The organism is Nocardiopsis sp. CC223A (assembly GCF_030766825.1).
In the GTDB taxonomy this organism is placed as follows: domain Bacteria; phylum Actinomycetota; class Actinomycetes; order Streptosporangiales; family Streptosporangiaceae; genus Nocardiopsis.
In genome coordinates this window covers 1-19,310 of the sequence record NZ_JASFDV010000087.1, presented here as the reverse complement: position 1 = coordinate 19,310, position 19,310 = coordinate 1, and the positions used below count along the sequence as shown (strand labels likewise).

Annotated in this window: 17 protein-coding genes; 13 read left to right on the top strand and 4 right to left on the bottom strand. The window is 75.0% G+C overall.

Annotation, left to right across the window (positions count from 1 at the left end):
• Positions 1-118: 118 nt before the first annotated feature.
• A complete protein-coding gene (locus QJS33_RS26070; RefSeq protein ID WP_306370722.1) occupies positions 119-1,282 on the top strand; it encodes a helix-turn-helix domain-containing protein in 1,164 nt (387 codons plus the stop codon).
• Here QJS33_RS26070 and QJS33_RS26065 read toward each other — a convergent pair.
• Positions 1,267-1,725, bottom strand: coding sequence for a DUF3237 domain-containing protein (locus QJS33_RS26065; RefSeq protein WP_306370721.1), 459 nt, complete (start codon positions 1,723-1,725; stop codon positions 1,267-1,269). The genes QJS33_RS26070 and QJS33_RS26065 overlap by 16 nt on opposite strands.
• A 127-nt stretch (positions 1,726-1,852) precedes the next feature.
• Here QJS33_RS26065 and QJS33_RS26060 point away from each other — a divergent pair, with 127 nt between their 5' ends.
• From QJS33_RS26060 to QJS33_RS26025, 8 genes are all read left to right on the top strand, one after another.
• On the top strand, positions 1,853-2,458 hold the full coding sequence (locus QJS33_RS26060) for a TetR/AcrR family transcriptional regulator (RefSeq protein ID WP_306370720.1): 606 nt from the start codon (positions 1,853-1,855) through the stop codon (positions 2,456-2,458).
• A 123-nt stretch (positions 2,459-2,581) separates the two neighbouring features.
• On the top strand, positions 2,582-4,042 hold the full coding sequence (locus QJS33_RS26055; protein WP_306370719.1) for an amidase: 1,461 nt from the start codon (positions 2,582-2,584) through the stop codon (positions 4,040-4,042).
• Between the two features lie 112 nt (positions 4,043-4,154).
• Positions 4,155-5,780, top strand: a complete 1,626-nt coding sequence (locus QJS33_RS26050; protein WP_306370718.1) for an ABC transporter substrate-binding protein — start codon at positions 4,155-4,157, stop codon at positions 5,778-5,780.
• Between the two features lie 2 nt (positions 5,781-5,782).
• Positions 5,783-6,739, top strand: coding sequence for an ABC transporter permease (locus QJS33_RS26045; protein ID WP_306370717.1), 957 nt, complete (start codon positions 5,783-5,785; stop codon positions 6,737-6,739).
• Positions 6,736-7,596: an ABC transporter permease gene (locus tag QJS33_RS26040; protein WP_306370716.1), complete on the top strand. Its 861-nt coding sequence runs from the start codon at positions 6,736-6,738 to the stop codon at positions 7,594-7,596. The genes QJS33_RS26045 and QJS33_RS26040 overlap by 4 nt, the downstream gene beginning before the upstream one ends.
• Positions 7,593-8,579, top strand: coding sequence for an ABC transporter ATP-binding protein (locus QJS33_RS26035; protein ID WP_306370715.1), 987 nt, complete (start codon positions 7,593-7,595; stop codon positions 8,577-8,579). Before QJS33_RS26040 ends, QJS33_RS26035 begins: the two co-directional genes overlap by 4 nt.
• A complete protein-coding gene (locus QJS33_RS26030; protein ID WP_306370714.1) occupies positions 8,576-9,448 on the top strand; it encodes an ABC transporter ATP-binding protein in 873 nt (290 codons plus the stop codon). Before QJS33_RS26035 ends, QJS33_RS26030 begins: the two co-directional genes overlap by 4 nt.
• Positions 9,427-11,088, top strand: a complete 1,662-nt coding sequence (locus tag QJS33_RS26025; protein ID WP_306370713.1) for a CocE/NonD family hydrolase — start codon at positions 9,427-9,429, stop codon at positions 11,086-11,088. The genes QJS33_RS26030 and QJS33_RS26025 overlap by 22 nt, the downstream gene beginning before the upstream one ends.
• Positions 11,089-11,212: 124 nt before the next feature.
• On the opposite strand, the gene QJS33_RS26020 is transcribed toward QJS33_RS26025, so the two are convergent.
• Entirely contained in the window at positions 11,213-12,091 is an 879-nt protein-coding gene (locus tag QJS33_RS26020) for a metalloregulator ArsR/SmtB family transcription factor (RefSeq protein WP_306370712.1), read from the bottom strand.
• Between the two features lie 93 nt (positions 12,092-12,184).
• Between QJS33_RS26020 and QJS33_RS26015 the strand changes: the two genes are divergently transcribed.
• From QJS33_RS26015 to QJS33_RS26005, 3 genes are all read left to right on the top strand, one after another.
• Positions 12,185-13,645, top strand: coding sequence for an FAD-dependent oxidoreductase (locus QJS33_RS26015; protein WP_306370711.1), 1,461 nt, complete (start codon positions 12,185-12,187; stop codon positions 13,643-13,645).
• A 38-nt stretch (positions 13,646-13,683) separates the two neighbouring features.
• Positions 13,684-14,859: an MFS transporter gene (locus QJS33_RS26010; RefSeq protein WP_306370710.1), complete on the top strand. Its 1,176-nt coding sequence runs from the start codon at positions 13,684-13,686 to the stop codon at positions 14,857-14,859.
• Between the two features lie 77 nt (positions 14,860-14,936).
• The gene (locus tag QJS33_RS26005) at positions 14,937-15,974 is read left to right on the top strand and encodes an NAD(P)/FAD-dependent oxidoreductase (protein ID WP_306370709.1); all 1,038 of its coding nucleotides are present in this window, start codon (positions 14,937-14,939) and stop codon (positions 15,972-15,974) included.
• A 538-nt stretch (positions 15,975-16,512) separates the two neighbouring features.
• On the opposite strand, the gene QJS33_RS26000 is transcribed toward QJS33_RS26005, so the two are convergent.
• Entirely contained in the window at positions 16,513-17,313 is an 801-nt protein-coding gene (locus QJS33_RS26000; protein WP_306370708.1) for an SAM-dependent methyltransferase, read from the bottom strand.
• Positions 17,314-17,542: 229 nt separating this feature from the next.
• Here QJS33_RS26000 and QJS33_RS25995 point away from each other — a divergent pair, with 229 nt between their 5' ends.
• Positions 17,543-18,316 (top strand): DNA polymerase beta superfamily protein, encoded by a 774-nt coding sequence (locus QJS33_RS25995; protein ID WP_306370707.1) that lies wholly within the window; start codon positions 17,543-17,545, stop codon positions 18,314-18,316.
• Positions 18,317-18,843: 527 nt separating this feature from the next.
• Here the strand turns inward: QJS33_RS25995 and QJS33_RS25990 are convergent.
• Positions 18,844-19,310: hypothetical protein (locus QJS33_RS25990; protein ID WP_306370706.1), on the bottom strand; the 467-nt coding region annotated here is incomplete at its 5' end.

The window sequence follows — 19,310 nt, the reverse complement described above, 5'->3', positions numbered from 1 at the left end:
CACATGACCACGGCCGGGGAGGTCCGCTCCGCGTCCGGGCAGGTAGGGGGATCCAGCCGATCCGTGGCACGATCGTTCCCGGTGTATTCGCCCAAGCGCACTGTGAGGGAGACGGACCATGGTGGACCCGGACGGACCGCAGCCGTGGCCGAGGATGCTGGAGCTGCTGGCCCGGGACCGCGACGGGCTGGTCGCCGACTTCCTGGAGCGGCTGGCGGCGCTGGGGCGCTACAGCGACGGGCTGATCCCCGACGACGACCTGCGCCAGACCGCGACCGACACCTTCGACATGCTCACCCGGCGCCTGTCCGGGCTGCCGCTGCCCGGGCACCTGAGCGACCTGCCGACCCGGCTGGGGGTGCGGCGGGCCCGCCAGGGGGTGGCGCGCGAGGACCTGCTGGAGGCGGTGCGGCTGGACTTCCGGGTGCTGTGGGCGGGGCTGGTGCGCGCGGGCGGCGCGGACTCGGCGCAGATCCTGGTGCTGCACGTGGAGGAGATCCTCGGCACCGTCGAGCAGTACATCAGCGACGTGCAGGCCGCGTTCCTGGAGGAGCGGGCGGCGCTGGAACGCGACTCGCGGGCCGAGGCGGCCCAGGCGCTGTCCCGGCTGCTGGGGTCGGGCGACCGGGCCGCGGAGGTGGCGGCGCAGGTCGCCCCGGTGCTGGGGGTGGCCGTGGACGGGGTGTTCGAGGTGCTGTTCGCGGCGCCCTGTGCGCGTCCGGGGCGGCGTTCGGAGCCGGGCGGTCCGGCCCGGGACGGCTGCCTGGTGTGGGAGTTCGACGACGGGGTGGCGCTGGTGCGGGAGGGCCGGGCCCGGTGGCCGGTGCCGCTGGAGGGGATGTCCGGGGGCGCGGTCCCCGGGGTGCGGGGGCTGGCGGAGGTGCCCGCGGCGATCGCCGCGGCCCGGCGGCTGGCCCGGTACGCCCGCCCCGGTGAGGGGTTCGCGCGGGCGGAGGGGGTGTGGCCCGCGCTGGCCCGGGACCGGCTGCTGGAGGTGCTGCCGGGGTTCGGCCGGGAGGCGGTGGAGCGGGTGGCGGCGCTGGACGTCGACGTCCGGGCGCGGCTGTTGGAGACCCTGGAGCACTACACGGCGACGGGGTCGGTCAAGGCGACCGCGGAGTCGCTGTACTGCCACCGGAACACGGTGGTGAACCGGCTCCAGGCGTTCCGAGAGGTGACGGGGCTGGACCTGACCGTCCCGGTGGAGGCGGCCCGGGCGCTGGTGCTGTTCTCCGCGCGCCGGGCCGCGGAGGGCCCTGAGGGCGGTCAGTCCAGGGCGTAGCAGCGGATGACGATGTGCCCGTCCTGCTCGCGGGCCAGGCCGATGAAGACGGTCTCGGCGAGGTGGCGGTGGGCGGGCGCGTCGGTGCGGAACACCGGCTGGGTGCGGAAGTACTCGTCGGGGCGGGTGACCCGGACGGGGCCGTCGTGCTGGTCGGGGCCGTCGGCGGTGGGCCGGTAGTAGCCGCGGTTGACGATGTCGATGACGGCGCCGTCGTCGGCGCGGATGAGGTAGCGCGCCTCCAGTTCGCAGACCTCGCCGCGGGTGGCGGACCAGTCGCCGCCGCCCGCCACGACGGTGCCGTTGAGCAGGGGGCCGCGCACGTCGCCGCCGGTGATGGGGGTGAACTCCAGGCGCTCGCCGTCGCCGTGGCCGATGTGCAGGGCGGGGTCGATCCGGGCCCGGATCTCGAAGGCGTAGGTCAGGGCGGGTGCGAAGGTCATGGGATCGGCTTCCTGGGAGGGTCCGGTACCGATGGTCGGCCGTGGACGGAACGTAATAAAACAGTGTTATATGACAACATTGCAGAAACGTGACGACACGGTCAACCCCCGAAACGAAAGTCATGAGATGCCGATCGAGGTGAACGAGGCCAGGCGACTCGACGAGATCGCCGCCGCCACCATCCAGGTCGCCCGCGAGAAGGGCGTCCGCTCCGTGACCATCCGGGCCGTGGCCGCCCGCCTGGGCGGCTCCACCGCGATGATCACCAACTACCTGCCCAGCCGCTCGGCGCTGATGCTCAACGCCCTGCGCAAGGCCGAGGAGGACTGGGCCCGCGACATGGCCGCGGCGCTCGACGGCCTGACCGGGATGGAGCGCCTGCGGGCGGCGGCCCGGTGGATGTGCAGCACCGAGAAGGACGACGAGGTCCTGCGCCGGCTGTTCCTGGAGATCGCCGGGTCCTCGACCGGGGACGACCCCGCCCTGGACGAGGCCCGCAGCACCGCCTCCCGCCGCACCCGGGAGGAGCTGACCGTGCTGGCCGCGGAGGCCGGCCTGCCCGATCCGCAGAACGCCGCCGAGCTGCTCCACCTGGCGTTCCGCGGCTACTGGCTGGCCACCCTGGAGGAGCCCGACCACTGGCCCGCCGAACAGGGCACGCGGACCGCCCTGGCCCTGATCGACCTGCTCGGCCGGGCCCGCCCGACGGAGGAATCCCCGCCGAGGGGTTGACAAGGGGGTGTGGGGCGGCGCACTCTGGCGCCTACATAAAACGTTGTTATATGACACCGTTTGTTCATGTGGCCGTGCCTCGGCCGCCCCACCCGTTCCTCCGCACCCGGAGAGGTGAACCCCATGGGACCATCACCGTCCTCACCGTCGGACCCGCCGTGGCGGCGCGGTGCCGCCGACCTGGCGGCGGCCGTGCGCCGCCGCGAACTCTCCTCCGAGGAGATCGTCCGCTCCTGCCTGGAGCGCATCGAGGAGGTCGACCCGCGCCTCAACGCCCTGGTCGAGGTGCGCCCCGACGAGGCCCTGGAGCAGGCCCGCGCCGCCGACCGGGCCGTGGCCGCGGGAGAGACCCTCGGCCCGCTGCACGGCGTCCCGGTGTCGGTGAAGATCAACACCGAGCAGCGCGGATACGCCACCACCAACGGCGTGCGCGCCCTGGCCGGGGCCGTCGCCGACGACGACGCCGCCTGTGTGTCCGCACTGCGCCGGGCCGGGGCCGTCCTGCTCGGCCGCAGCAACGCGCCCGCGTTCTCCCTGCGCTGGTTCTCCACCAACGACCTGCACGGCCGCACCCTCAACCCGTGGGACCCCGACCGCACGCCCGGCGGCTCCAGCGGCGGCGCGGCCGCCGGGGTGGCCGCGGGGCTCACCCCGCTGGCCCAGGGCAACGACATCGGCGGGTCGATCCGCTTCCCCGCCGCCTGCTGCGGCGTGGTGGGGCTGCGCCCGACCGTGGGCCGGGTCCCGGACTGGTCGCCGCCCGCGTACACCGACACACCCGACGGCCCCCGGCGCCTGGAGTTCCCGCCGACCGTGCACGCCTGCGCCGTGCAGGGGCCGATCGGACGCACCGTCGCCGACGTGCGCCTCGCCCTGGACGCGATGAGCGCCCCCGACCTGCGCACCCCGCACGGGATCCCGGCGCTCCCCGGGCCCGGCAGGCGCGGACCGGTCCGGGTGGGCCTGGTCCGCGACGTCGGCGGGGCCCGTGACCACCCGGCCGTCGACCGGGCCCTGGACACCGCCGCCGCGCACCTGGCCGACGCCGGGTACACGGTGGAGGTCCATGAGGACGACGGCCTGCTGGGCGAGGCCCACCGCCTGTGGCTGCTGCTCCTCACCGAGGACACCCGGGCGATGCTGCCCGTGGTGGACGCGATCGGCGACGACGGCATCCGCACCGCCCTGGCCGCACACTTCCGGGCGGCCGCCCGGGTGTGGGGCGAGCGGCCCTCGCTCCAGACCTACATCGACGGCTGGGCCCGGCGGGCCGCCCTCATCACCCGGGCACAGGAACTCCTCGGCGGCGACGGCCTGCTGCTCACCCCGGTCTGCGCCGAACCGCCCTTCGAGCAGGACGCCGACCAGGCCGGGCCCGAGCGCACCGAGGAGATGTTCTCCGCGATGTGGCCGATGACGAGCGTCCCGATCCTCGGCCTGCCCGCCGCGACCGTCCCGGTGGCGGTCGACGGCGGACTGCCGCTGGGCGTGCAGATCATCGGCGGCCGGTTCGAGGAGTCCCTGGTCCTGGACGCCGCCCAGGCCGTCGAGGACCGCACCGCGCCGATCCGCGCCCGGGCCTGACGGCCACCGCACGGCCGTCCGGGGCGGCGCCCTCCCCCCTTCCGGGGGACGGCCCTCCCCGCCCGCCGCGCACCCTCTCCCCCCGCACGACCCTTCCGAAAGGGCACCTGCCATGACACCCCTCCGCCCGGCCGCGCTCTGCGCGGCCCTGGCCGCCGCGCTGGCGGTGACCTCCTGCTCCGGGTCCGCCGACCCCGCCTCCCCCGAGGCGGCGGCCGCCCCCGAGATCACCACCTCGGTCCCCGGGCCGACCTCCGGCGTCGACTCCGTCACCTGGAACCTGCCCGCCGGGGAGCCGCCGTCCCTGGACCCCGCGATGTCCTCCAGCGACTCCGCCAGCACCGTCGTCGCGACCCTGTGCGAGGGGTTGTTCTCCTTCGGTCCCGACTACACGCTCGAACCGGCGCTGGCCACCGGGTACGAGCAGCCGGACCCGCTCACCTACGTGATCTCCCTGCGCGAGGACGCCGCCTTCTGGAACGGCGACCCGGTCACCGCCCAGGACGTCGTCGCCAGCGTCGAACGCCTCCTGGACCCCTCCGTGGGCGCCGCCTGGATCGGCTGGGCCGCCCGCCTGGACGGCCTGGAGGCCACCGGCGACCACGAGGTGACCATCACCCTGACGGAACCGGACGTCCTCGTCGCCAACTACTTCGCCACCCCCGCCTTCAACGTCGTCCAGGCCTCCTACGCCGAGGAGGCCGGGGACGGCTTCGGCACCGCCCGGGACGGCGTCATGTGCACCGGCCCCTACCGGTTCGAGTCGTGGGAGCAGGGCCGCGAGATCACCGTGACCCGCAACGACGACTGGTGGAACACGGACGCCGAGGTGCGCGTCGAGCGGCTGCGGTTCACCTTCGTCACCGACCCCTACGCCCAGGCGGCCGCTCTGACCAGCGGTGACGCCGACGGCCAGTTCAACGTGCCCCGGGCCGCCCACGCCCAGCTCGCCGAGCAGGGGTCCATGCTCTACGGACGGAGCCTGGCGCCCACCTTCCTGGCCGTCGTCGACCAGGAGGGGCCGCTGTCCGACATCGCCACCCGGCGCGCGATCCAGGCCCTGATCGACTACGACGGGATCGTGGAGTCGGTCTACCAGGGGGCGGCCGAACCGCTGCGCGCCCTGGTCCCGCCGGCCGCCTGGGGCTACGCCGAGGACGACTACCGGGAGGCGTACGAGGCGCTGCCCGCGCCGGCCTACGACCCCGACCTGGCCCTGGGGCTGCTCTCGGAGTCCGGTACCGCCGAGGAGACGGTCGTGCTGGCCTACGCCACGTTCGTCGAGGAGGAGACCCGGATCGCCACCTCGCTGGCCGACAACGCCGCCGAGGTGGGACTGCACATCGAGCTGATGCCGCTGACCGCCGAGCAGTTCGGGGCGGTGTTCTCCTCCCCCGAGGCCCGCGAGGGCGTGGACCTGCTCCTGTCCACCGGCTACCTCGACTTCCCCGAGCCGCTGACGTACTACCAGTACTTCTCCACCGGCAGCTTCTACAACTTCGCCGGGTACTCCGACGAGGAGTACGACCGGTACATCTCCACCGCGACGGCCGCCGAGGACCCCGCCGAGCGGGCCCGGGAGGTGATCGGGGCCCAGGCCATCATGGCCGAGGACCTCATCACCATCCCCATCGCCTCGCAGTACGTGAACGCCTACCACGACGCGGACCTGACCGGGCTCGTCCCGCGCCAGAACTACCTGTACACGCCGTGGGCGACCGGCCTGGGCGGGCGGTAGCCGTGCCGCGCGCACTCCTGACGTGGATCGGCGGGCGGCTGCTCGGCGCCGCCGCCACGGTGGTCGCCGCCTCGGTCCTCATCTACGGCTGCCTGCGCCTGGTCCCCGGCGACCCGGTGCTGGCCCTGACCGCCGGACGCAGGCTCAGCCCCGAGCAGATCGAGGCGGTGCGGCAGGCGTCCGGGCTGGACCAGAGCCTGGTCCGGGGCTACCTGGACTGGATGGGCGGGGCCCTGCGGCTGGACCTGGGCCTGTCCCTGCACTACCGGACCGAGGTCTCCTCGCTGCTGGCCGACCGGGTCGCGGTGTCGGTCCCGCTCATCCTGTACTCGGCGGTCCTGGCCGTCCTGCTGGGCTGCACGCTCGCCCTGGTGTCGGCGGTGCGGGGCGGGGCGGTGGACCGGGCGGCGTCCGTCCTGGCCGCCGTCGCCACCGCGACCCCGCCCTTCGTCGCCGCCGTGGTGCTGCTGTCGGTGTTCGCGGTGGGGCTGGGCTGGTTTCCGGCCACCGGTGCGGGATCCGGGTTCTGGGACCGCTGGTGGCACCTGACCCTGCCCGCGACGGCGATGGCCGTCGCCGCGTTCGGGGTGCTGGCCCGGGTGGGCGCCGCCGCGTTCTCCGAGGAACTGGGCCGCGACCACGTGACGGTGGCGCGCGGGCGCGGGATCGGCGGGTTCGCGCTGCTGCGCGACCACGTGGTCCGCAACGCGCTGGCGCCGCTGGTCACCGTCATCGGCGTCCTGACCGCGACCCTGTTCGTGGGCACCGCGGTGGTGGAGACGGCGTTCGGGCTGGAGGGCGTCGGCTCCCTGCTGGTCGGCTCGGTGAGCCGCCGCGACCTGCCGGTGGTGCAGGGGGTCTCCCTGGTCGCCGTGGTGGTGTTCGTGGCCGTCAACACCCTGGTGGACCTGGCGCTGCCGCTCATCGACCCCCGGGTGCGGACGGGGGCGGTCCGATGACGGTCGACCTCACCGCCGTGCGCGGGCGCTCGTTCCGGGCCCGGCGGCCCTGGGGCCTGTGGGCCGCGGTCGCGTTCCTGGCGGCGGCCGCCCTGGCCGGGCTGTGCGCCCCGCTGGTGGCCCCGCAGGCCCCGGGCGCCACCGACCTGATGAACTCGCTGGCCCCGCCCGGGACCCCCGGGCACCCGCTGGGCACGGACTCCACCGGGCGGGACGTGCTGTCCCGGGTCCTGTACGGGGCGCGGCTGTCGCTGTTGGCCCCGCTGGGCGTGGTGCTGCTCGCCTCCCTCCTGGGGATCACCCTGGGCCTGACCGCCGCGCGTCTGGGCGGATGGGCCGACATCGTGGTCTCGCGGGGCATGGACGTCGTGTTCGCCTTCCCCGGCCTGCTGCTGGCGATGCTGGTGGTGGCGGTGTTCGGTCCGGGCGTGGTGGCGCCGGTGTGCGCCCTGGCGGTGAGCTACACGCCGTTCATCGGCAGGCTCGTGCGCAACGCGGCCGTCCAGGAGGGCGCCCGCCCCTACCCGGAGGCGTACCGGGTGATGGGGTTCGGCGGCCTGTGGGTGACGGTGCGGCACCTGCTGCCCAACATCGCGCCGATGCTCATCGCCCAGGGGACGCTGTCCTTCGGCTACGCGCTGGTGGACCTGGCCGCCCTGTCCTACCTGGGGCTGGGGGTGCGGCCCCCGGCGGCCGACTGGGGGTCGATGATCAGCCAGTCGCAGAGCGCCATCCTCCAGGGGGCGCCGTGGGGCGCCCTGGTGCCGGGGCTCGCGGTGCTGGGCACCGTGGTCTCCCTCATCGTCGTCGGCGGACACATCGGAGGTTCCATCGTGAAGAAGGGAGAGCGGACATGAGCGCCGCCGAGCACGGCCCGGACGACGTGCTGACCGTCCGGGGGCTGCGGATGGAGGCCGGTCCCCCGGGCTCCCCGGTCCCCCTGCTGGACGGGGTGGACCTGCGGGTCGGCCGCGGAGAGACCGTCGGCCTGGTCGGCGAGTCCGGGTCGGGCAAGTCCCTGACCGCCCGGGCCGCGCTGGGCCTGTTCCCGGCGGGCGCGCGGGTCTCGGGCGCGGTGACCGCGGCCGGGACCGAGGTGATCGGCGCCGACCGGGCCGCGCTGCGCGGGCTGCGCCGCCACCGGGTGTCGATGGTGTTCCAGGACCCGCGGGCGGCCGTGAACCCGGTGCGCCGGGTGGGCGACCACCTCACCGAGGCCCTGCGGGCCCGCGGGGTCCCGCGGCGGGAGGCCCGCGACCGGGCCCTGGACCTGCTGGAACGGGTGGGGATCCGGGATCCGCGCACCGCGGTCCGGCGGTTCCCGCACGAGTTCTCCGGCGGCATGCTCCAGCGGGTGGTGATCGCCGGGGCGCTGTCCACCGGCCCGGACCTGATCCTGGCCGACGAGCCCACCACCGCCCTGGACGTGACCACCCAGGCCGAGGTGATCGCACTGCTGGACTCCCTGCGCCGCGAACGCGGCACCGGGATGCTGTTCGTGACCCACGACCTGGACCTGGCCGCGGCCATCTGCGACCGCGTCCACGTCATGTACGCGGGACGGATCGTGGAGGAGACCACCGGGGCGGAGCTGCTGTCCGCCCCCGCCCACCCCTACACCCGGGCACTGGTGGCGGCGAGCCCGAGCCTGCACGGGGACCGTGGTGCGCCCGTCCCCGTCGCGGGACGCCCCCGGTCGCTGGCCGAGGCCCCCTCGGGGTGCTCGTTCCGGGACCGCTGCCCCGCCGCCGACGACGCCTGCGCGGCGGCCGTCCCGGCGGTGCGCCGCCACGGCGGAGCCGCGGTGGCGTGCCTGCGGCCCGCGGCGGTGGCGCTGTGAGCGGGGGCGACGCGATCCGGCCCGTCCTCACCGCGACCGCGCTGACCAAGAGGTTCGGATCGTTCACCGCCGTCGAGGACGTCGGCTTCACCCTGATGCCGGGCGCCTCCCTGGGCATCGTCGGCGAGTCCGGGTCGGGCAAGACGACCACGGCGCGCATCCTGGTCGGCCTGGAGCGGCCCACCTCCGGGACCGTGGTCCTGGACGGGGAGCCGGCCGCGGGCGGCGGGGCGCGGCGGCGCCGGGCCCGGCTGATCCAGATGATCTTCCAGGACCCCTACGGCTCGTTCGACCCGCGCCAGAGCGTGGCCCGGTCCGTCGAGGAGCCGCTGCGCCTGCACTTCCCCGGGCCCGCCGCGGACCGGCACCGCCGGGTGGCCGAGCTGCTGGACCGGGTGGGCCTGGGCCCGCGCGAGGGCGCCGCCCTGCCCCGGGACCTGTCCGGCGGCCAGCGCCAGCGGGCGGCGATCGCCCGGGCGCTGGCGGTCGAGCCCCGGGTCCTGGTGCTGGACGAGGCGGTGGCCGCGTTGGACGTGTCGGTCCAGGCGCAGATCCTGGCGCTGCTGGAGGAGCTGCGCCGCGACACCGGGACGGCGTACGTGTTCGTCGGCCACGACCTGGCGGTGGTGCGGCACGTGACCGACGAGGTCCTGGTGATGCGCCGGGGCCGGGTCGTGGAGCACGGCGACACCGAGCGTGTGCTGCGCGACCCGCACCACCCCTACACCCGGCTGCTGCTCGACTCGGTGCCGTCCCCCGGCTGGGACCCCGGGCGGCCGGCCCGGGACCGGCGGGCGCTGGACGCCCTCGACACCCCCACCCCCACCACAGGACACGGAGAAGACCAGTGCCGATCATCGAACGGGTAGGGCCCGCGGCCGTCCCCGAGGACGCCGTCGAGGCCGGGATCCCCATGCGGGACGGCGTCGTGCTGGCCGCCGACCTGTACCTCGCCGACCCGGAGCGGCCCGGCCCGGCGGTGCTGGTGCGGCTGCCCTACGACAAGGACGGGGCCTACTGCTTCATGCCGCGCATCGCCCGGTACCTCCGGGACCGCGGCTATCACGTGGTGGTGCAGGACGTGCGCGGCAAGTACCGCTCCGGCGGCGCCACCGAGTTCGCCGTCCACGAGGTGGACGACGGGTACGACACGATCGCGTGGATCGCGGACCGCCCCTGGTGCGACGGGTCGGTGGTGATGTGGGGCGACTCCTACTACGGGTACACCGCCCTGGCCGCGGCGGCGGGCGGGCACCCGGCGCTGAAGGCGATCGCACCGCGGCTGACGGGTTCCCAGCTGTCGACGGTGCTGGACTTCGGCGACGGCACCCGCGACGTGGAGCAGACCAGCCGCAAGCTGTACTTCGCCTCCCACTACGTGGACGCCGACCGGTACGAGTGGCCGCCGGACTGGAAGCGCCGCCCGCTCAAGGAGACCTTCGAGGACTTCTTCGCGGGGCTGGGGCGCCGCTCGGCCAACTTCGACCGGGAGTTCGGCGGCGGTCCGGGGTTCGCCCCGCCCCCGCTGGAGGTGCTGCTGGCGGCCCGTCCGCTGCCGGTGCTGTACACGGTCGGCTGGTTCGACAACTGCGCGGTGTGGTCCTGGCATGACGTGCGCGCCCTGGCCGCGGACGAGCGCTGGGCCCGGCACCTGTACCTGCGGGTGGAGCCGATCGACCACGAGAACCACCACCTGGACCAGGCGCCGGTGGGACCGGACGACGACCACACCGCGAGTCCGGGGGCGCTGGACCGGCTGCTGCCCCGCTACCTGGACCCGGCGGTGGAGTTCTTCGGCGCGGTGCTCGCGGGCGAACCGGAGCCGGCGCCGCGGGTCCGCTACGAGGTGTGCCACGGGCCGTGGCGGGAGAGCGGGGCGTGGCCGCCCCCCGACTGCTCGCGGCTGGAGCTGCACCTGGCGGCGGACCCGGGACCCGCGCTGTCACCGGAACCGGGGCGGCCCGCGGTGGTGGAGGTCGTGCACGATCCGCGCGACCCCGTGCCCTCACCGGGGGACGACCCGTTCTCGGCGCTGTCGGACCGGGCGGACCTGGCGGAGGTGGGCGAGCGGCCCGACGTGGTGCGGTTCACCGCCGCGCCGGTCGCCGGGGACGTGGACCTGGTGGGGTCGGCGGCGCTGGTGCTGGCGCTGACGGCGCGGGCCGGGTCGACGGTGCACGCCCGGCTGCTGGACGTGGAGCCCGGCGGGGCGGCGCGGCTGGTGGCCCGGGGGCAGCTGCGGCTGACCGGGGACCGGGAGGGCGAACCGGTGGTCGTGGACCTTCAGGAGGTCGGCTACCGGCTGCGCGCCGGGCACCGGCTGGCGCTGGACGTGACGGGCGGGGACTTCCCCGACTTCACGCCCGAGCACCCGCCCGGCGGCGACCCGTGGACGGACGTCCCCCGGGGGCCGGGGGTCCGGCGGATCTCACTGGGCGGCTCACCGTCGAGCCGCCTGCTCATCGGGCCGCGGTCCGCGGGCGACCTGCGCCGCCGGGCCGGGGTCTGACGGGTACCCGCGCGGGGTCCTACCCGCGCGGGGTCCTCCGGGGGCACCGGTCGGCGCCCCCGGAGCCGGGGCCGCACCGCCCGGTGCACGGCGGAGCGGGCACGGGGCGGGCGCCCCACCGCCGCTACGCCCGGCAGGAGGGGGCGCAGGCCGGGGAGTCCGGCCCCGGCGCGCCCCCGTCCCGGCGGCGTTCCAGCAGGACGGTGTCGCGCCAGCGGCCGTGGTGGCGGGCGATGCGCTCGCGCACCCCGACGGTGCGGAAACCGGCCTGGTGGTGCAGGGACAGCGAGGCGCGGTTCTCGGGGAAGACCGAGGTCTGTAGGGTCCACAGGCCGCCGGTGTCGGCCTCGGTGACCTGCCGGTACAGCAGCGCCTTGCCCACGCCCCGGCCGCGTGCGGACTCGGTGACGTAGACCGAGGTCTCGGCGACCCCGGTGTAGGCCTCGCGGGTCGAGACCGGGGCGGCGGCGGCCCAGCCGACCACGGTGCCGCCGAGTTCGGCGACCCAGCGGTGGCCGGGGATCCACCTGTCCCCCAGGTCCTGTGCGGGGGGTGTCCGGGTCTCGAAGGTGGCGTCGCCGGTGGCGATGCCCTCGGCGTAGATGTCGCGGACGCGCTCCAGGTCGGTGTCGGCCATCGGGCGGGTGGTGACGTCCCCGGGCAGGTCGGTGGGGCAGCAGGGGCGGGCGGCCAGCAGGCCCATGACGGCGTCGGCGGCGTGGGGCAGGCCGACGCAGCAGGCGGGGTTGACGGCGACCCGGGTGGAGGTGCCCACCCTGGTGAGGGTCACGAACCCCACATCGGCGAGTTTGCGCAGGTGGTGGGAGACGGTGGGCTGGCGGACGTCCACCATCTCGGCCAGTTCCCCGACACCGACCGAGCCCGGGGTCGTGGCGATGGCGTGGAGCAACCGGACGCGCATGGGTTCGGCCAGGCAGGCGAACCAGGCGGCGTAGGTCTCGGCGTCGAGGGCGGACAGGGAGTCCGGGGTCGTCACGGTCATGTACTCATTATCGACCATGATCTATGGTTGCGTCCATCGACACACATCTATAGAGTCTCGTTCCATAGACACAGATCGATGAAAGGGCGTGTCATGAACGAGGGACTTCCCGTCGTGGTGATCGGAGCGGGCCCGGTCGGGCTGGCCGCGGCCGCCGAGCTGGTCGAACGCGGACTGCCGACCCTGGTCCTGGAGCGGGGCGAGGGGGCCGGGGCGGCGGTGTCCGAGTGGGGGCACGTGCGGCTGTTCTCGATGTGGCGCGACCTGGTGGACCCCGCCGCCGAGAAGCTGCTCGCCGCCACCGACTGGACCCGCCCCGCCGCCGACGGGTACCCGACCGGCGCCGAGTGGGTGGAGTCCTACCTGGCCCCGCTGGCCGCGGCCCTGGGCGAGCGGGTGCGGTTCGGCACCGAGGTGACCGGCGTGAGCCGCCTGGGCCGCGACCGGATCGTGGACGCCGACCGCGACGGGCGGCCGTTCACCGTGCGGGTGCGCACCACCGCCGGCGAGGAGCGGCTGCTCGCCCGCGCCGTCATCGACGCCTCCGGCACCTGGGGCACGCCGAACCCGGTGGGCGGCGACGGCCTGCCCGCCCTGGGCGAGGCCGACGCGGCCGAGCGGATCTCCCACCGCGTCCCCGACACCGCCGACCCGGCCGTGCGAGCCCGCCACGCGGGGCGGACCACGGCGGTGGTCGGCAGGGGCCACTCGGCGCTGACCGCTCTGGTGGCCCTGGCCGCGCTCGCCGAGCAGGCTCCGGGCACCCGCGCGGTGTGGGTGCTGCGCCGCGGCGAGGTCGGCGACGCCTTCGGCGGCGGGGCCGCCGACCAGCTGGTCGAGCGCGGAGCCCTGGGGCAGCGGGCCGAGGCCGCCGTGGCGGCCGGGCACATCGAGGTGGTCACCGGGTTCCGCACCGCCCGGGTACGCCCGGAGGGGGACCGCCTCGTCCTGGTGGACGACGGGGGCAGGACCCTGGAGCCGGTGGACGAGGTGGTGGCCCTGACCGGGTTCCGCCCGGACCTGTCCTTCCTGTCCGAGATCCGCCTCGGCCTGGACACCACCCTCCAGGCGCCGGTGGAACTGGCCCCGCTCATCGATCCCAACGTGCACTCCTGCGGGACGGTGTACCCGCACGGCGTCGCCGAGCTTTCCCACCCGGAGGAGGGGTTCTTCCTGGCCGGGATGAAGTCCTACGGGCGCGCCCCCACCTTCCTGGCCCTGACCGGGTTCGAGCAGGTCCGCAGCATCGCCGCGCACCTGGCCGGGGACCACGAGGCCGCCGCCCGGGTGGAGCTGACCCTGCCCGAGACCGGGGTCTGCGGCGGCGCGGGCCTGTTCGACGACCCCGACGTCGCCGAGGCCGACGCGGGCGGCTGCTGCGGACCGGCCGTGGCGGAGGAGCCTCCGGCCGCGGCGGCCGGAGTCGGCGGCGGCCTGGCCGTCTCGCCGCTGCCGCTGCTCTCGGCCGCCCCGGCCGCCCCCGCGGACGACGGATGCCACGGCGGGCGGTCCGTGCGCACGACGGAGGCCACCGAGCCGGACCGGGTGTCGTGACACCGGACCCCGGAGCCGTCCCCGGCACGCATCCGTCCGTGAACGCGGCCGGTGCGCGCCGGGGACTGTGGGTCCTGTGCATCACCGTCACCACCTGCTACGGGGTGCTGTTCTACGCCTTCCCCGTGCTGGCTTCGAGCATCACCGCCGACACCGGGTGGCCCCTGGCCTCGGTGACCGCGTGGTTCTCCGGATCCCAGGTGGTGGCGGGGCTGGCGGGCATCCTCGTGGGCCGCCGGGTGCAGGCTCAGGGGCCCCGTCCGGTGATGACGGCGGCGGCCCTGGTCGCGGCTCCCTCCGTGGCGGTGATCGCGGTCTCCCCCGACCCGTGGGTCTTCGGCGTCTCATGGCTGCTGGCCGGGGCGGCGATGGCCGGGTTGTTCTACCCGCCTGCCTTCGCGGCCCTGACCCACTGGTACAGAGTGGGCAGGGTGCGGGCGCTGACCGCGCTGACCCTGGTCGCGGGGCTGGCCAGTACCGTCTTCGCCCCCCTGACCGCCCTGTTGGAGGGGCTGTGGGGGTGGCGCGGCGCCTATCTGGCCCTGGCGGCCGTGCTCCTCGTCGTGGTGGTGCCCCTGCACGCCTTCGGCCTGCCCAGGACATGGACGCCCGGCGGCGGTGAGCACAGCGGTGACCGCGGGGACGTGCGCGCCGTGGTGCGCAGCCGGGCGTTCTGGGCGCTGACGGCGGCACTGGCCCTGGGGTCCTTCACCGTCTTCGCGGTCGTGGTCAACCTGGTCCCCCTCCTGGAGGGGCGGGGGTTCGGCACGGCGGAAGCCGCCTGGGCCCTGGGGGTCGGCGGGGTGGGGCAGGTCCTCGGCCGCCTGGTCTACGCGCCCCTGGAGCGGTGGACCGGCCCGGTGCGTCGCGCCGCGGCCGTGCTGGGCGCCTGTGCGGTGACCACCGTCCTCCTGGCCCTGGTGCCCGGCCCTCTGCTCCCCGTCCTGGTCATCGCCGTCTCGGCCGGTATGGCGCGCGGCGTCCTCACCCTCCTCCAGGCCACCGCCGTCACCGACCGGTGGGGGCCCGGGCACTACGCGGTCCTCAACGGCATCATGCACACACCGCTCATGCTCGCCGTCGCCGTGGCGCCCTGGGCGGGAGCCGCCCTGGCCGCCCCGTTGGGCGGGTACCCGGCGGCGTTCACGGCGCTGGGCGCCCTGGCGGCCGTCGGCGCGCTGATCGCGACGGCCACCCGGCCCCGCGGCCGGTGACCCCCTTCCCCCGTCCCCTCCCGACCGTCCCCCGGAGCGCTTCACGCGGGGACCCCACCCACAAAGGAGAACACCTGATGGAAGACCCCCTCCTCACCGTCATCGGGGCGGGGCAGTCGGGCCTGTCCACGGCCCATGCCTCCTCCCGGCGCGGCGTGCGGGCCCTGGTATTGGAGGCGGCCGAGCACCCCGGCGGCTCCTGGCCGCACTACTACGACGGTCTGACCCTGTTCTCCCCGGCACGCTTCTCCTCCCTGCCCGGTCCGCCGATGCCCGGCGACCCCGACCGCTACCCGCACCGCGACGAGGTGGTGGACTACCTGCGCGACTACGCCGCCCGCCTGGACGCCGACCTGCGCTGCGGGGAACGGGTGGACCGGGTGGTACGCGACGGGGACGGGTTCGTCCTCACCCTCGCCGACGGGTCCCGCATCCGTTCCCGCGCGGTCGTCTCCGCCACCGGGGGCTTCGCCCGCCCCCACCGGCCCCGGCTCCCGGGGCTGGACGGGTTCACCGGGACCGTGCTGCACGCGGCCGAGTACCGCTCCCCCGAACCCTTCGCCGGCCAGCGGATCGTGGTGGTCGGCGGCGGCAACTCCGGGGTCCAGATCGCCGCCGAACTCGCCGGTACCGCCCGGGTCACCCTGGCCACCCGGGCCCCGGTGGCCTGGGCGGAGCAGCGCCCCCTGGGGCGGGACGTCCACTGGTGGCTGGTGCGCAGCGGCCTGGACGCCGCACCCCTGGGGCGGCTCTGGGAGAGGGCCCCGGTCCTGGTCAACGACGACGGCCGGTACCGGTCCGCGTTCGCCACCGGCAACCCCGACCGGCGGGAGATGTTCACCCGCCTGGACGGCGACAAGGTCACCTGGGCCGACGGCACCGTGGAGAAGGCGGACACCGTCCTGCTGGCCACCGGCTACCGGCCCGCCCTGGACCACCTCGCCCCGACCGGCGCCCTGGACGCCGCGGGCCGCCCGCTGCACCGCGGCGGGATCTCCACCACCGTCCCCGGACTGGGGTACGTGGGGCTGGAGTTCCAGCGCGCCTTCGCCTCCGCCACCCTGCGCGGGGTCGGCCGCGACGCCCGCCGCGTGGTCCGCCGGCTGCTTCCTTGAGGCGGGGGCGGCGGCCGGTCAGGGACCGTGCTCCGGGGAGCGGACGACCTCGGCCACGGCCGTCTCGGCGGTACGGCCGACGCAGATGAGGATGCCCGAGACGGGACCGGTCCGATCTCCGTAGCCCGACAGGTACAACCGCGGCCCGGCACGGGAGCGGCGGCGCGCCGCCCCCGGTCAGGACCGTGTCCCAGGGAGCGGACGACCTCGGCCACGGCCGTCTCGGCGGCGCGACCGACGCAGATGAGGATGCCCGAGACGGGACCGGTCCGGCCCCCGTAGCCCGACAGGTACAACCGCGGCCCGGCCCCGGGCGTCGACCCCCCCGGCGGGGCCGGGCGGTCCGGCACCGGGCGCAAGCCCGTGCACCACAGGACCGCGTCGGCGGCGGCGGTGCCGTCCGCCCGGACCGCGCCGGTGGGGGTCGGCCGCTCGAACATCGGCTCGGCCTTGAGGACGCCGCGGTCGGCGGGATGCCCGGCGAGGAGGGCCGCAGGCGGGGCGCGCGGTCCCGCCCGGCGGGCGGGACCACCGCGGGTCAGTTCTTGCGGCCGACGCCGCCGTACTCGGCGACCGGGCGGATCTCGCCGATCTCGGTCTCCAGCGGGCGCCACAGCGAGCAGGAGACCACACCCGGCTCCAGCAGCTCCAGGCCCGCGAACAGGCCCTCGACCTCCTTGCCGGTGCGGACGGTGAGCTTGGGCGTGCCCTTCTCGTTCCAGGCCGCCGCGACCTGGTGGGCGCGCTCGCGGTCGATGTCGTCCACCGGGTGGGAGACCACCAGGAAGCTGCCCGGCGCCAGGGCCCCCAGCAGGGTGTCCAGAATGCTCCGGACCTCGGCGTCGTCGTCGATGAAGTTCACCACGCCGAGCAGCATCAGGGCGACCGGCCGCGACAGGTCGAGGGTCTTCGCGGCCTTGGCGAGGATGCCCGCGGGGTCGCGCAGGTCGGCGTCGATGTAGTCGGTGACGCCCTCGTCGGTCCCGGTGAGCAGGGCGCGGGCGTGGGCGAGCACCAGGGGGTCGTTGTCGACGTAGACGACGCGCGCGTCCGGGGCGATGCCCTGGGCCACCTCGTGGGTGTTGTTGTGGGTGGGCAGGCCGGTGCCGATATCGAGGAACTGGCGGATGCCCTCCTCCCGGGCGAGGTGGGTGACGGAGCGGACCAGGAAGGCCCGGTCGGCGACCGCGTTGTCCACGATCTCGGGGAAGAACGAGCGGATCTGCTCGCCCATCTCGCGGTCGACCGGGTAGTTGTCCTTGCCGCCCAGCCAGTAGTTCCAGATGCGGGCGTTGTGGGGGATGGTGGTGTCGATCTTGAGGGGCGCTTCGGAGGACACGTTCCTTCTTCCTGTTCGGGGCCGGTGTGGGACACCGCGCGCGCGATATGCCGACCAGTAAACGGTTCCCGAGCCCGGCGGGCAAGTACCGAAGACCCCTCGGCGCACAATCTTCAAATATTTCGCATTACGGACATGCACCCCTTGTCCGGACGTCCAGCGCGAAAACCACGGGCGGTCCCCACCGTCCGCCGGTAGTTTTCCGACGACCCCACCATTGGAGCCGCCCGTGAAGCACGCGTCACCCGAGTTCGCCGAGATCGCCGCGAAGCACACCCTCCTGCGCTGCCAGGTGGGCTCCGGCGTCCACGGACTCGGCCTCCCCGGCCAGAACGACCGCGACGAGATGGGGATCTGCGTCGAACCCCCCGAGTACGTGATCGGCCTGCGCGGGTTCGAGCAGTACATGTACCGTTCCCAGGACGACCACGTCCGCTCCGGGCCCGGCGACCTCGACCTCACCGTCTACTCGCTGCGCAAGTGGATGCGCCTGGCCCTGGACGGCAACCCCACCGTTCTGCTGCCGCTGTTCGTGCCCGAGGACGAGATCGTCGAGATCACCGACGTCGGACGCGACCTGCGTTCCCGGGCCGACCGCATCGTGTCCCGGCGCGCCGGGCAGCGGTTCCTGGGCTACCTGCGCGCCCAGCGCGAACGGCTGGAGGGCACCCGCGGCGGCAAGCACACCAACCGGCCCGAGCTCGTCGGGCGGCACGGGTTCGATACCAAGTTCGCCTACCACATGGTCCGGCTGGGCCTACAGGGCGTGGAGCTGATGGAGACCGGCCGCATCACCCTGCCCATGCCCGGGGCCGACCGGAGGTGGCTGCTCGCCCTGCGCCGCGGCGAGCACTCCAAGGCCGACGCGCTGGCGCGCGCCGGGGAACTGGAGGCGCGGCTGGCCGCCCTGTGCGCGAGCGCCGACCTGCCCGAGGAGCCCGACACCGCCTGGGCCGACGGCTGGCTGGTGAACACCTACCGCAGCTCCTGGGCCCAGGGGTGAACGCACAGGTCGCGACGGGCGCCCCGGCACGGCGATCCGCCGGGGGCGGGATAGGGTTACCGACCGTAGAGGTACACGCCGGGCCAGTACCGGCAAGGAACGTGAGGAAGCCCCACCGTGATCGGAACCATCGCCTTCGTGCTGATGTGCGTGAGCCTGTCGATGATGATCGTCGCCGGCCTGATCGCCGCGCTGATCAAGACCCGCTAGACGGTATGTAGTGAGGGTTCGCGAGAGGGCCGGGAAAGGCCCCGTAGGACACCAGCGGTGACAGGCCATTGCCTATCTCCGCTGGTCAGAGCTGCTCTCTTGACAAACAACCCTTACATATCAGGTGTACTGACCGCAGAGGTCGGATACAGACCGGTGGCGATCTGACGGCAGGAGAGGGCCTCCGACACGGATGTGGATCGTCGAGATCCACACCTGGAGAAGGCCAGGAGGCCCTCCCGCCTCGCGCGTGACCGACCTCTCAGGTCGATACGGCCGGGGCTCCCGGGCGCGCCCTGCGGGGTGCGCCCGTCGCTTCACCGCCCGGGTTCGACCTCCACGAGGTCGTGGCGGGCCAGCTCGGTGCCGTCACCGCCGATGACGGCGACCTGGCCGCCGGAGATCTCGTAGCGGGTCTCCCCGGCCTGTGCGGTGTAGCCGTCCCCGGTGCGCTGCGCCGGGACCACCACGGGCTCCTCGGTGCCGTCGATGAACTCGCCGAAGTAGTAGAGGTCCCCGGCGCCGTCGGCGCACAGGACGATCCGGTGCCGCGAGGTCTCGTAGGACTCCACCAGCGGTCCGCTCCCCGCGCCGGGGAGGAGCGCGGCCACCCGCTCGGGGCAGGGCACCTGGGCCGCGGGGCCGGGCGGCGTCCCGGCGGACTCCTCGCGGGGCAGCACCCACCAGAGCACGATCGCGGTCAGGCCCAGGGCGCCGAGCGCGAGCGCCCGCACCGTTCCGGGCGGCATCCGCAGCCGGTCGCGGGAGCGTCCCCCCACCGCGG